Source organism: Pseudomonas sp. GW821-FHT09E12, assembly GCF_059416085.1.
The window spans coordinates 405,823-419,848 of sequence record NZ_JBWKOM010000001.1 but is presented as its reverse complement, the minus strand read 5'-3'; the positions used below and the strand labels follow the sequence as shown (position 1 = coordinate 419,848).

Below are 14,026 nucleotides of genomic sequence, written 5' to 3'. Positions count from 1 at the left end.
GTGGTTTCCAGGCCACCCTCGCTTTCATTCGCCTGCGCGAGGTTTCAGACGCTGCCCATCACAATGTCGGTATTGAGCAGGTCGACCCCGACCAGGGTAATGGTGGTGATCTGTCCGCCCGTTTCGGCCACCGTCACGATGCTGTCGCTGCCGGCATTGTCGACCGACTGCACAACGGCCCCGGCGTCGCCAATGAGCACCACGGCATCGCGCTGGCCGGCGCCCGCATCGAAGCCTGTGACCTGGTACTGGTTCTCGGCGGCCGACAGGTCGATGTTGAAGGCATCCCGCTCACCCGTGGTGCCCACCAGCCTGAAGTCGAAAAGCGCGTTGGCCGGGTCGTTGGCGAACAGGTTGGCGTCGAACGCGCTGGTGGCCGTGTCGCCATCCTTGTCCGTCACTGTCGCGTTGAACGCCAGCTGGATATCGCTGGCCAGGCTCTGGACCTCATGAATGAACTCGATGGTCGGAACCTTGATCGTACCTTTGCCCATGGTGAGCTGGACGGCGTCGATCAGGTGGGTGCCGTCCCACTCTACGGTGAAGGAGGTCTGGCCTCCCGCTTCCGCCTGCAGGTCGGCGGCCTGGACCTTGATGGGCGCGCCCGAGGTCGTGCCGTTGTCGTAGTAGATCGTGTAGTACAGCTCTTCCGTGGCCGGGTTGTAGCCTTGCACCGAGTTGTCGATATAGACCTTCATGGCCGTCAGCAGCGTCTCGGGGTTGACCACGAAACTTTCGTCACCGGCGTTGATGCCCGCCGTATTGTTGCCCTCCAGGTTGTTGTTGGCGATGCCGATGCCGGAGGTGCTGACGTTCATGGCCGAGGAGCCGATGAACGATGGCAGCGGGTTGGTCTGCAACTGGGCTTCGGTAGGGTCGGGCGCCCCGAGCCCGATACCGGTGAGGATGCTGTTCGCGCCGGTTTGCGGCGCCAGCGGGTTGGCGCCGAAGAACACCACATGCTCGCTGCCGATGGTCAGGGTGCGTACCGGGTCCGGGCCACCGGCATCCAGCGAGCCATCGGCACTGCTGAGGACCACGGTCGAGCGGAAGCCTTCTTCCAGGTCCAGGGCATAGGTGCCGTTGGCATAGGCGCTCAGGGTGTAGTGGATGGTGGTATTCGCCGTGGCCGCATTGTTGTCGAAGTCACCGGTCAAGGTGCCTGCGAACTGATACGCGCCATTGGCGTCCGGTGACGGCGACTGCTCGACCAGCGTACCGGTACCGGTGGTGGTCGTGTCGTCCGGCCGGACCAGGGTGAACTGGCCGTTCACCAGCGAAATGTCCAGGCCGTTGGCATCCAGCCCGTCGGCACCAGACCCCATGTCCCAGTAGCCTTGTTGCGCCAGCTGGGTACCGGTGCCGATCAGGTTGCCGAAGGCCAGGGTCGGGGTGTCGTCATCGACGGTGATCACCAGCTTGTCGGCCGCGGCGGTCACCGTATCGCCGTCCCTATCGGTGGCTTGCAGCAAGGTACCCAGGTTGAGGGTGATGTCGTTCTCGTCGTTGCCTGCCGCGTGATCCAGGGGCTGGAGCAGGGTGAAGGCATAGGCCCCCACGGCATTGAGGCTGAAGGTGAACACATTGACCGCGCCAGCCTTGGCCGTCAGGGTGTCGCCCAGGACGCTGTAGGTCAGCGCCACCCCGCCCGAGCTCAGGGCCGGCAGGCCGCTGGTATCGCTCGACAGGGCATAGCTCAGCGGCACATCGGCACCGGACTGGAAGATCCCGGTCACGCTGCCATTGGCGGTGGTGGACTCGCCCGCCACATCACCGACACCTCCGGCGATACCATTGGCCAGGCCGTCCTCATCGACGGTGCCGGTCTCGGCGCTGCCATTGGCGGTGGGTGTGTCGTCATCGACGGTAATCACCAGCTTCTCGGGCGCGGCCGTCACTGTGTCGCCATCTTTATCCGTGGCTTGCAACAGCGTGCCGAGGTTGAGGGTGATGTCGTTTTCATCATTGCCGGCCGGATGATCCAGCGGTTGCAGCAGGCTGAAGCTATAGGCACCCGCGGCGCTGAGGCTGAAGGTGAATACATCGACGGCACCCGCCTTGGCCGTCAGGGTATCGCCGGCGACGCTATAGACCAGCGCCACCCCGCCCGAACTGAGGGCCGGCAGGCCGCTGGTGTCACTCGACAAGGCGTAATTCAGCAGTCCATCGGCACCGGGCTGGAAGATCCCGCTGACGCTGCCGCTAGCGGTGGTGATCTCGCCAGGCACATCACCGACCCCACCGGCAATACCATTGGCCAATCCGTCTTCATCGACGGTTCCGGCCTCGGCGGTTCCGGTTGCGGTGGGTGTGTCGTCATCGACGGTAATCACCAGTTTCTCGGCGGCGGCCGTTACCGTGTCGCCGTCCTTGTCCGTGGCTTGCAGCAAGGTGCCGAGGTTGATCGTGATGTCGTTCTCGTTGTTGCCCGCTGGATGATCCAGCGGTTGCAGCAAGGTAAAGCTGTAGGCACCCGCGGCGCTGAGGCTGAAGGTGAACACATCGACGGCGCCCGCCTTGGCGGTCAGGGTGTCGCCGACCACGCTGTACACCAGCGCCACCCCGCCGGAGCTCAGCGCCGGCAGGCCGCTGGTATCGCTCGACAGGGCATAGCTCAGCGGTACGTCGGCCCCGGACTGGAAGATACCGGTGACGCTGCCGCTGGCCGTGGTGGATTCACCCGCCACATCACCGACACCCCCGGCGATGCCGTTGGCCAGGCCGTCTTCATCGACGGTGCCGGTCGCGGCGGTCCCGGTGGCGGTTGGCGTATCGTCATCGACGGTGATCACCAGTTTCTCGGCCGCGGCAGTCACGGTGTCGCCATCCTTGTCGGTGGCCTGCAGCAGGCTACCCAGATTGATCGTGATGTCGTTCTCATCGTTGCCGGCTGGATGATCCAGCGGCTGCAGCAGGGTGAAGCTGTAGGCGCCCGCGGCGCTGAGGCTGAAGGTGAACACATCGACCGCGCCGGCCTTGGCGGTCAGGGTGTCGCCGACCACGCTGTACACCAGCGCCACACCACCGGAGGTCAGCGCCGGCAGGCCGCTGGTGTCGGTGGACAAGGCATAGCTCAGCGGCACATCGACGCCGGACTGGAAGATGCCCGTCACGCTGCCGCTGGCATTGGTGGATTCGCCAGGTACGTCGCCGACACCGCCGGCGATGCCACTGGCCAGGCCGTCTTCGTCGACGGTGCCGGCCTCAGCGGTTCCGGCTGCGGCCGGCCCATCGTCCTCGAAGATCATTTTCGAGCCGATTTCGGCAGTCGCGGTGGAGGCTTGGCGCAGGGTGAAACCACCGATGTCGAAGTCAGCATGGGTATTGCCCCTGGCGTCGAGCGCTGCGCCGTTCTCGACCAGTACGCGGTTGTGGTCCGCGCTGGTGGTGTATTCGATCTGGTAGCCGGCCTTGACGCCGGTAACGGTGGCCACTCCACCATCGAAGCTGATGGCAATGCTCGGATCATTCACCGAGCCGTCGGAGTTCTCGATCACCAGCCCGGTGCTGTTGTTGATCACGCGAACATTGGTAATGGCCACCGACGTATCGTTCGCATAGCCGTTGACGAAGTCCGCGCCGGTTTCAACCGCAGTGCTGAAGGCACTGATCTTGACCACCGCACTCTTGCCGCTTTGCAGCTGCACGACATCGAAACTGGCCGTCGTCGCATTAAACACCGCGGTGTAGTCGATATTGGCTTCTACGTCCGCTTCGTTCTGATCCAGGTTGGGCACGGTCACGTCCTGCCGGGCGCCGGTGACAAAGGTAAATCGAATGCCTTCCTGTTCCACGATCATCTGGTTGTTGGTGCCGAAGGTGGTCGGGCCACCGGCCTGGCTGGTGTTGATGGTGTCACCGGTATTGATGTTGACCCCCGTCGACTGGTCGGCGGGGTCCTTGCCGGTGGCGATGATCGTCGGGTCGCTGATCCGCAGTACACCGCCGTCGTCGACCACCGTCGGGTTGGCCTTGGTGAACATCAGGAACAGGTTCTGCCCGGAGGGGGCATTGGCCAGGCTGAACTTCAGATCCTGGCTGGCGCCGATAAACACCTTGTCCAGCAGGTTGAGGGCATCGTCCGGGTTACTGGCATCCGGGTGCTTGAGCGGCTGGTATTCCACGGTCCAGATCTTGCCGCCCGACAGCGGCGACCCGGTTTCCTCGATATAGGCGGCGAACACGATCGCCCCGTCAGGGCCTCCGGCCCGGCCCAGCAGGATGTTGTTGTCGGTATCGGTATACAGAAGTATGTCGATGCCATCGAGGGTGTCCAGGCCGCTGTCCAGGCCATCGAGCGGAGCGCCCAGGCTATCGGTGAAGCTGATGTCGACGTTGATTGCATCGGGCGCCAGGTTGAGGGTGAAGGCATTGCTGCCGGTGTCGCCCACGGCGCCGGTATAGCCGCTCAAGGCGGCGTCCGTCGCGGTACCCGCGCCGAGGGCGGTCAGCCGGGTGGCGAAGGCCGAGGGCAGGGCGGCCAGCAGGATGTCATTGTCGTCGGCGTCTCCCGCAGGGGCTGGCGTGGCGGTGGCGTTCTGCAGCCCGGTGGTTTCGTCCAGCGCAACGTTGACGCCGGTCGCTACCACGAGCGGGTCGCTCGTGAGGGATAGGTTTTCTTGCAGGGTGGTCATGACATTCTCCTAGGCAGTTCCAGTCGCTGGGGCCGCACCCGGGCCCTCTGCTGGCAGATGTCACAACTATGGGGACGCACAGGAGGTTGCGCATTGGCCGATACTCCCAGGCAGCCTGGGAGTTTCAGCCTATCTGGGAGGGAAGCGGGGGAGGCGAAGGCGCCGGTCCATGAGGTGCACTTCAAACCTTGGGCCGCTTGAGCGTGCGGCGCGGCAGAAAAAAGCGAGGGCGGTTTCCAGGCCACCCTCGCACGGGTTTGATGCGCCAGGTTTCAGACGCTGGCCATTACAATATCGGTATTGAGCAGGTCGACCCCAAGCAGGGTGATGGTCGTCAGTTGTCCGCCGGTCTCGGCAATCGTCACGATGCTGTCGGCGCCGGCATTGTCGATCGACTGCACAGTGGCGCCCGCGTCACCAATGAGCACCACCGCATCGCGCTGGCCTGCGCCCGCATCGAAGCCTGTGACCTGGTACTGGTTTTCGGCCACCGACAGATCGATGTTGAAGGCATCCCGTTCACCGGCGGTGCCCACCAGCCTGAAATCGAAGGCCTGGTCGCTCGGGTCGTTGGCGAACAGGTTGGCGTCGAACGCGCTGGTGGCCGTATCCCCATCCTTGTCCGTCGTCGTGGCGTTGAACGACAGCTGGATATCGTTGGCCAGGCTCTGGGTCTCCTTGATGAACTGGATTACCGGGATCTTGACCGTGCCCAGTCCCATCGTCAGCTGGACGGCGTCGATCAGATGGCTGCCGTCCCACTGGACGGTGAAGGATTTCTGGCCACCCGCCTCTACGTGCAGGTCGGCGGCTTGCACCTTGATGGGCGTGCCCGAGGTCGTGCCGTTGTCGTAGTAGATCGTGTAGTACAGCTCTTCGGTGGCCGGGTTGTAGCCCTGCACCGAGTTGTCGATAAAGATCTTCATGCTGGTCAACAAGGTCTCGGGGTTGATCACGAAACTTTCGTCGCCGGCATTGATACCCGCGGTGGTGTTGCCCTCCAGGTTGTTGTTGGCGACACCGATGCCCGAGGTGCTGACGTTCATGGTCGACGAGCCGATGAACGACGGCAGGGGGTTGGTCTGCAACTGCGCTTCGGTAGGGTCGGGCGCGCCGAGCCCGATACCGGTCAGGATGCTGTTATCGCCGGTCTGCGGTGCCAGCGGATTGGCGGCGAAGAACACTACATCCTCGCTGCCTATCATTAGCGTGCGCACCGGGTCCGGACCGCCGGCAGCCAGCGAGCCGTCGGCACTGCTGAGGACCACGGTCGAACGGAAACCCTCTTCCAGGTCCAGGGCATAGGTGCCGTTGGCATAGGCGCTCAGGGTGTAGTGGACGGTGGTATCGGCGGTGGCCGCGTTGTTGTCGAAGTCACCGGTCAGGGTGCCGGCGAACTGATAGGCGCCATTGCCATCCGGCGAAGGCGACTGCTCGACCAGCGTACCGGTGCCGGTGGTGGTGGTGTTATCCGGCCGGACCAGGGTGAACTGGTCGTTCACCAGCGAGATATCCAGGCCATTGGCATCCAGCCCGTCGGCGCCAGCCCCCATGTTCCAGTAGCCTTGTTGCGCCAATTGGGTCCCGGTGCCGATCAGGTTGCCGAAGGCGAGGGTCGGCCCATCGTCCTCGAAGATCATATGCGAGCCGATTTCGGCGGTCGTGGTGGAGGCTTGGCGCAGGGTGAAGCCACCGATATCGAAGTCGGCGTGGGTATTGCCCTTGGCGTCCAGGGCGGCGCCGTTCTCGATCAGGACGCGGTTGTGGTCCGCGGCCGTGGTGTATTCGATCTGGTAGCCGGCCTTGATGCCGGTGACCGTGGCCACGCCGCTGGCAAAGCTGATGAGGATGCTCGTGTCATTCACCGAGCCGTCCGAGTTTTCGATCACTTGTCCCGTGGCGATGTTGATCACGCGAACATTGGTGATGGCCACCGACGTATCGTTCGCATAGCCATTGACGAAACTCGCACCACTTTCAACTGCGGTGTTGAAGGCACTGATCTTGACCACCGCACTCTTGCCGCTTTGCAGCTGCACGATATCGAAATTGGCCGCCTTGGCATTAAACATCGCGGTGAAGTCGATGTTGGCTTCGACATCGGCTTCGTTCTGATCCAGGTTGGGAATGGTCATGTCCTGCCGGGCGCCGGTGACGAAGGTAAAACGGATGCCTTCCTGTTCCGTGATCATCTGGCTGTTGGTGCCGAAGGTGGTCGGGCCACCGGCCTGGCTGGTGTTGATGGTGTCGCCGGTGCTGATGTTGACGCCCGATGACTGGTCGGCGGGGTCTTTGCCGGTGGCGATGATCGTCGGGTCGCTGATCCGCAATACGCCGCCGTCGTTGACCACCGTCGGGCTGGCCTTGGTGAACATCAGGAACAGGTTCTGCCCGGACGGCGCATTGGCCAGGTTGAACGTCAGGTCCTGGCTGGCGCCGATAAACACCTTGTTCAGCAGGTTGAGGGCATCGTCCGGATTGTTGGCGTCCGGATGCTTGAGCGGCTGGTATTCCACGGTCCAGATCTTGCCGCCCGACAGCGGCGACCCGGTTTCCTCGATATAGGCGGCGAACACGATCGCGCCGGCAGGGCCTCCGGCCCGGCCCAGCAGGATGTTGTTATTGGTATCGGTATACAGCAGGATGTCGATGCCATCGAGGGTATCCAGCCCGCTGTCCAGGCCATTGAGCGCCGCGCCCAGGCTGTCGGTGAAGCTGATATCGACATTGATCGCGCCGGGCGCCAGGTTGAGGGTGAAGGCATTGCTGCCGGTGTCGCCCACGGCACCGGTGTAGCCACTCAAGGCCGCGTCCGTTGCGGTACCGGCCCCGAGGGCGGTCAAGCGGGTGGCGAAGGTCGAGGGCAGGGAGGTCAGCAGGATGTCATTGTCGTCGGCATCCCCCGTTGGGCTGGCCGTGGCCGTGGCGTTCTGCAATCCGCTGGTTTCGTCCAGGGCAACGTTGGTGCCGGTCGCTCCCACGAGCGGAGCGCCATCCGCCAGGGCGGTGAGGGTCAGTGTGTCGTCGCTGGGGAAGACGGGGTACAGATCGGTAGAGGTATCAGCGGTCAGGTCGGTGGTGGGGGATTGGGGTGTGGTCATGACAGGCTCCTAGGCAGTTCCAGTCGTTGGGGCCGCACCTGGGCCCCTCTGCTGGCAGATGTCACAACTATGGGGATGCACAGGAGGTTGCGCATTGGCCGATACTCCCAGGCGGTCTGGGAGTTTCAGCCTATCTGGGAGGGAAACGGGGGAGGCGAAGGCGCCGGTCCATGAGGTGCTCTTCAAACCTTGGGCCGCTTGAGCGTTAGGCGCGGCAAAAAAAGCGAGGGTGGTTTCCAGGCCACCCTCGCTTTCATTCGCACGCGCGAGGTTTCAGACGCTGCCCATCACAATGTCGGTATTGAGCAGATCGACCCCGACCAGGGTAATGGTGGTTATCTGTCCGCCGGTCTCGGCAATCGTCACGATGCTGTCGGCGCCGGCATTGTTGATCGACTGCACAGTGGCGCCCGCGTCACCAATGAGCACCACCGCATCGCGCTGGCCGGCTCCGGCATCGAAGCCTGTGACCTGGTACAGGTTCTCGGCCACCGACAGGTCGATGTTGAAGGCATCCCGCTCACCCGTGGTACCCACCAGCCTGAAGTCGAAGGCCTGGTCGCTCGGGTCGTTGGCGAACAGGTTGGCGTCGAACGCGCTGGTGGCCGTATCCCCATCCTTGTCCGTCGTCGTGGCGTTGAACGACAGCTGGATATCGCTGGCCAGGTTCTGGGTCTCCTGAATGAACTGGATCACCGGGATCTTGATCGTACCCTTGCCCATGGTGAGCTGGACCGCATCGATCAGGTGGGAATCGTCCCACTCCACGAGGAAGGACTTCTGTCCTCCCGCCTCCGCGTGCAGGTCGGCGGCCAGCACCTTGATGGGCGCGCCCGAGGTCGTGCCGTTGTCGTAGTAGATCGTGTAGTACAGCTCTTCGGTGGCCGGGTCGTAGCCTTGTACCGAGTTGTCGATAAAGACCTTCATGGCCGTCAGCAGCGTCTCGGGGTTGATCACGAAACTCTCGTCACCGGCGTTGATGCCCGCCGTGGTGTTGCCCTCCAGGTTGTTGTTGGCGATACCGATGCCGGAGGTGCTGACGTTCATGGCCGCCGAGCCGATGTAGGACGGCAGGGGATTGGTCTGCAACTGCGCTTCGGTAGGGTCGGGCGCGCCAAGCCCGATGCCGGTGAGGATGCTGTTCGGACCGGTCTGCGGCGCCAGCGGGTTGGCACCGAAGAACACCACATGCTCGGTGCCGATGGTCAGCGTGCGTACCGGGTCCGGACCACCGGCATCCAGCGAGCCGTCGGCACTGCTGAGGATCACGGTCGAGCGGAAGCCTTCCTGCAGGTCCAGGGCATAGGTGCCGTTGGCGTTGGCGGTCAGGGTGTAGTGGACGGTGGTGTTGGCCGTGGCCGCGTTGTTGTCGAAGTCACCGGTCAGGGTGCCGGCGAACTGGTAGGCGCCATTGCCATCCGGCGAAGGCGACTGCTCGACCAGCGTACCGGTGCCGGTGGTGGTCGTATCGTCCGGCCGGACCAGGGTGAACTGGCCGTTCACCAGGGAAATATCCAGGCCGGCCGCCCCTAGTCCGTCGGCACCGGATCCGATGCTCCAGTAACCTTGTTGCGCATGGTCGGTACCCGTGCCGATCAGGTTGCCGAAGGCCAGGGTCGGGGTGTCGTCATCGACGGTGATCACCAGTTTGTCGGCCGCGGCGGTCACTGTGTCGCCATCCTTGTCGGTGGCCTGTAATAGTGTGCCGAGGTTGAGGGTAAGGTCGTTCTCGTCATTGCCGGCCGCGTGATCCAGAGGCTTGAGCAGGGTGAAGGTGTAGGCACCCGCTACCGTCAGGCTGAGGGTGAACACATCCGTCACGCCGGCCTTGGCGGTCAGGGTATTGCCCAGGACGCTGTAGGTCAGTGCCACCCCGCCGGAGCTCAGGGCTGGCAAGCCGCTGGTGTTGCTCGACAGGGAATAGCTCAGCGGCACGTCGGCCCCCGACTGGAAGATCCCGCTCACGCTGCCGCTGGCGACAGTTGCCTGACCCGCCACATCCCCGACCCCACCGGCGATGCCATTGGCCAGGCCGTCCTCGTCGACGGTGCCGGCCGCGGCGGTCCCGGTCGCTGTGGGTGTGTCGTCATCGACGGTAATCACCAGCTTCTCGGCCGCGGCCGTCACCGTGTCGCCATCTTTATCCGTGGCTTGCAACAGCGTGCCGAGGTTGAGGGTGATGTCGTTTTCGTTATTGCCTGCGGGGTGATCCAGCGGCTTGAGCAGGGTGAAGCTGTAGGCACCCGCTGTGCTGAGGCTGAAGGTGAATACATCGACGGCGCCGGCCTTGGCGGTCAGGGTGTCGCCGACGACGCTATAGACCAATGCCACTGCGCCGGAAGTCAGGGCCGGCAGGCCGCTGGTATTACTCGACAGGGAATAGGTCAGTGGCACGTCGGCCCCGGACTGGAAGATACCGGTGACGCTGCCGCTGGCATTGGTGGCCTGACCCGCCACATCCCCGACACCACCGGCGATGCCATTGGCCAGGCCGTCCTCGTCGACGGTGCCGGTCACGGCGGTCCCGGTTGCGGTGGGCGTATCGTCATCGACGATGATCACCAGCTTCTCGGCCGCGGCCGTTACCGCGTCACCGTCCTTGTCGGTGGCCCGCAACAACGAGCCCAGGTTGATCGTGATGTCGTTCTCGTTATTGCCGGCCGCGTGATCCAGAGGCTTGAGCAGGGTGAAGCTGTAGGCACCGGCGGCGCTGAGGCTGAAGGTGAACACATCGACGGCGCCGGCCTTGGCGGTGAGGGTGTCCCCGGCAACGCTATACACCAGCGCCACTCCGCCAGACGTCAGGGCTGGCAGACCGCTGGTATCGCTCAACAGGGTATAACTCAGCGGCACGTCGGCCCCGGACTGGAAGATACCGGTGACGCTGCCGCTGGCATTGGTGGCCTGCCCCGCCACATCCCCGACCCCGCCGGCGATGCCATTGGCCAGGCCGTCCTCGTCGACGGTGCCGGTCACGGCGGTCCCGGTCGCTGTGGGGGTATCGTCATCGACGGTGATCACCAGTTTCTCGGCCGCCGCGGTGACCGTATCGCCGTCCTTGTCGGTGGCCCGCAACAACGAGCCCAGGTTGATCGTGATGTCGTTCTCGTCGTTGCCGGCGGCGTGATCCAGCGGCTTGAGCAGGGTAAAGCTGTAGGCGCCTGCCGTGCTGAGGCTGAAGGTGAACACATCGACGGCGCCGGCCTTGGCGGTCAGGGTATTGCCGACCACGCTGTAGACCAGCGCCACCCCGCCGGACGTCAGGGCCGGCAGGCCGCTGGTGTCGGTGGATAAGGAATAGCTCAGTGGCACATCGACGCCGGGCTGGAAGATCCCGGCGACGCTGCCGCTGGCCACGGTGGCCTCGCCGGCCACGTCACCGACACCGCCGGCCACACCGCTGGCCAGGCCGTCCTCGTCGACGGTGCCCGCCACGGCGGTTCCGGCCGCTGCCGGACCATCGTCCTCGAAGAGCATATGCGAGCCGATTTCGGCGGTCGTGGTGGAGGCTTGGCGCAGGGTGAAGCCACCGATATCGAAGTCGGCGTGGGTATTGCCCTTGGCGTCCAGGGCGGCGCCGTTCTCGATCAGTACGCGGTTGTGGTCCGAGGTGGTGGTGTATTCGATCTTGTAGCCGGCCTTGATGCCGGTGACGGTGGCCACGCCGCTGGCAAAGCTGATGAGGATGCTCGTGTCATTCACCGAGCCGTCCGAGTTTTCGATCACTTGTCCCGTGGCGTTGTTGATCACACGAACATTGGTAATGGCCACCGACGTATCGTTCGCATAGCCATTGACGAAACTCGCGCCACTTTCAACCGCGGTGTTGAAGGCACTGATCTTGACTACCGCACTCTTGCCGCTTTGCAGCTGCACGATATCGAAATTGGCCGCCTTGGCATTAAACATCGCGGTGAAGTCGATGTTGGCTTCGACATCGGCTTCGTTCTGATCCAGGTTGGGAATGGTCATGTCCTGCCGGGCGCCGGTGACGAAGGTAAAACGGATGCCTTCCTGTTCCGTGATCATCTGGCTGTTGGTGCCGAAGGTGGTCGGGCCACCGGCCTGGCTGGTGTTGATGGTATCGCCGGTGCTGATGTTGACGCCCGATGACTGGTCGGCGGGGTCCTTGCCGGTGGCGATGATCGTCGGGTCGCTGATCCGCAATACGCCGCCGTCGTTGACCACCGTCGGGCTGGCCTTGGTGAACATCAGGAACAGGTTCTGCCCGGACGGCGCATTGGCCAGGTTGAACGTCAGGTCCTGGCTGGCGCCGATAAACACCTTGTTCAGCAGGTTGAGGGCATCGTCCGGGTTGTTGGCGTCCGGATGCTTGAGCGGCTGGTATTCCACGGTCCAGATCTTGCCGCCCGACAGCGGCGACCCGGTTTCCTCGATATAGGCGGCGAACACGATCGCGCCGGCAGGGCCTCCGGCCCGGCCCAGCAGGATGTTGTTGTTGGTATCGGTATACAGCAGGATGTCGATGCCATCGAGGGTATCCAGCCCGCTGTCCAGGCCATTGAGCGCCGCGCCCAGGCTGTCGGTGAAGCTGATATCGACATTGATCGCGCCGGGCGCCAGGTTGAGGGTGAAGGCATTGCTGCCGGTGTCGCCCACGGCACCGGTGTAGCCACTCAAGGCCGCGTCCGTTGCGGTACCGGCCCCGAGGGCGGTCAAGCGGGTGGCGAAGGTCGAGGGCAGGGAGGTCAGCAGGATGTCATTGTCGTCGGCATCCCCCGTTGGGCTGGCCGTGGCCGTGGCGTTCTGCAACCCGCTGGTTTCGTCCAGGGCAACGTTGGTGCCGGTCGCTCCCACGAGCGGAGCACCATCCGTCAGGGCGGTGAGGGTCAGTGTGTCGTCGCTGGGGAAGACGGGGTACAGATCGGGAGAGGTATCAGCGGTCAGGTCGGTGGTGGGGGATTGGGGTGTGGTCATGACATGCTCCTAGGCAGTTCCAGTCGTTGGGGCCGCACTTGGGCCCCTCTGCTGGCAGATGTCACAACTATGGGGATGCGCAGGAGGTTGCGCATTGGCCGATACTCCCAGGCGGCCTGGGAGTTTCAGCCTATACGGCAGGAGAAACGCGAGAGCGCTGGCGCCTGTCGCCTTACCTGTCCTCGGCGAATGCTTCCTCGATGAAGGCCTCCAGCTCCGCCTCTTCAAGCAGCTCGATGGAGAAATGCCCGAAGCGTTTCGGTAGCCAGAGGATGCGTGTGCCGCTGGGGGACTGGAGGTTGTCGCGCGACAGGGGGGTGCCGTTCTCGTCTTCCGGCTGCACCCCCGCGGCCAGCAACTCGTCGTAGGCGGCCTCGATGTCCGGAGTGCTATAGCAGTGACGGTAGATCGTGCCTTCGCCGTTGGCGTCCATCAGCGCCTTGAGATTGCCGGCAAAGGGTTGCACCAGCATCAGGCGTTCCGTGCCAAACCTGACGATCGCATAACGCACCTGCAGACCGTCGCGCTGCCAATCCAGGGTCTTTGAAATCCTTGCGCTGAAGACCCGGGCGTAATACCCACAGGCTTGCTCGAGGTCTTTGACGAGCACATCGACGTGGCTGAACTTTAATTTCAAGGGGCTCTCCTTTATTTCCCAGATGCGATGCGTTTGCCGCAGGTCCAGGTAGGCTACCCATTTGCTGCCTCAGGGGGCACAAAAAAGCCACTCGCTAGAGTGGCCTTTTTTATGCCCAAGACCTGACCCTGCAGCCAAACAGCCTTGCCGCAGGACGCTCGAAGCCTCGGCTCAAGGTTTTGGCGGTGGGGTAAAGGTGCCTGGGCAATAGGCCGCCTCCCCATAGCCCTGGGTTCGCTTGACGACTTCAGCCAGGTCCGCCTGGCTGTTGAAGTCATAGGCATAGATCCCGAACTCGGGGTCGAAGAAGAACAGGTTGGTGGTGTTCTTGTAGATGCCCATCGCATGCCCGCCGGCGGTCACACTCTGGCCCTGGGCGGAAACGAAGAGGAAGTTCCCGGCCTTCAGGGCCTTCAGCGAATCCACGGTGGTCGGCACCGGGTTGAAGGGGGAGAAGCTCGAGGTGGGAAGCAGCAGGGGAGGCAGCAGAAAAACGAACGTCTCGCCGTCTTCCACCTGATCCTGCAGGTCGTCGCATTGCTGTGGTGTCAGCTTCATGGCCTGGACCAGGCCGTTGTTGTCGATCGCCGCCAGCCACTTCATCACGGCCGCCTCGCAGACACCCTTGGGGTGCCGGTCGGTTCTGTTGACCCATTTGACTAATAGTTTTCCGCTCATGACCGCTCCTTGGTGATGCCACTGTCCAGTTGTCCGGT

The 14,026-nt window shown here is 63.5% G+C and carries 5 protein-coding genes; all 5 read right to left on the bottom strand.

What is annotated here, in order from left to right; genetic code table 11:
- Window positions 1-44 precede the first annotated feature (44 nt).
- Window positions 45-4,634, bottom strand: coding sequence for a T1SS-143 repeat domain-containing protein (locus AC07PQ_RS02030; RefSeq protein WP_493184601.1), 4,590 nt, complete (start codon window positions 4,632-4,634; stop codon window positions 45-47).
- 272 nt (window positions 4,635-4,906) lie between these two features.
- Window positions 4,907-7,735 (bottom strand): DUF5801 repeats-in-toxin domain-containing protein, encoded by a 2,829-nt coding sequence (locus tag AC07PQ_RS02025; protein WP_493184602.1) that lies wholly within the window; start codon window positions 7,733-7,735, stop codon window positions 4,907-4,909.
- Between the two features lie 273 nt (window positions 7,736-8,008).
- Window positions 8,009-12,673, bottom strand: coding sequence for a T1SS-143 repeat domain-containing protein (locus tag AC07PQ_RS02020; RefSeq protein WP_493184603.1), 4,665 nt, complete (start codon window positions 12,671-12,673; stop codon window positions 8,009-8,011).
- 172 nt (window positions 12,674-12,845) lie between these two features.
- Complete coding sequence (locus AC07PQ_RS02015) at window positions 12,846-13,310, bottom strand: VOC family protein (protein WP_493184604.1); 465 nt, start codon at window positions 13,308-13,310, stop codon at window positions 12,846-12,848.
- 171 nt (window positions 13,311-13,481) lie between these two features.
- Window positions 13,482-13,988: a hypothetical protein gene (locus tag AC07PQ_RS02010; protein WP_007923402.1), complete on the bottom strand. Its 507-nt coding sequence runs from the start codon at window positions 13,986-13,988 to the stop codon at window positions 13,482-13,484.
- Between the last annotated feature and the right edge of the window lie 38 nt (window positions 13,989-14,026).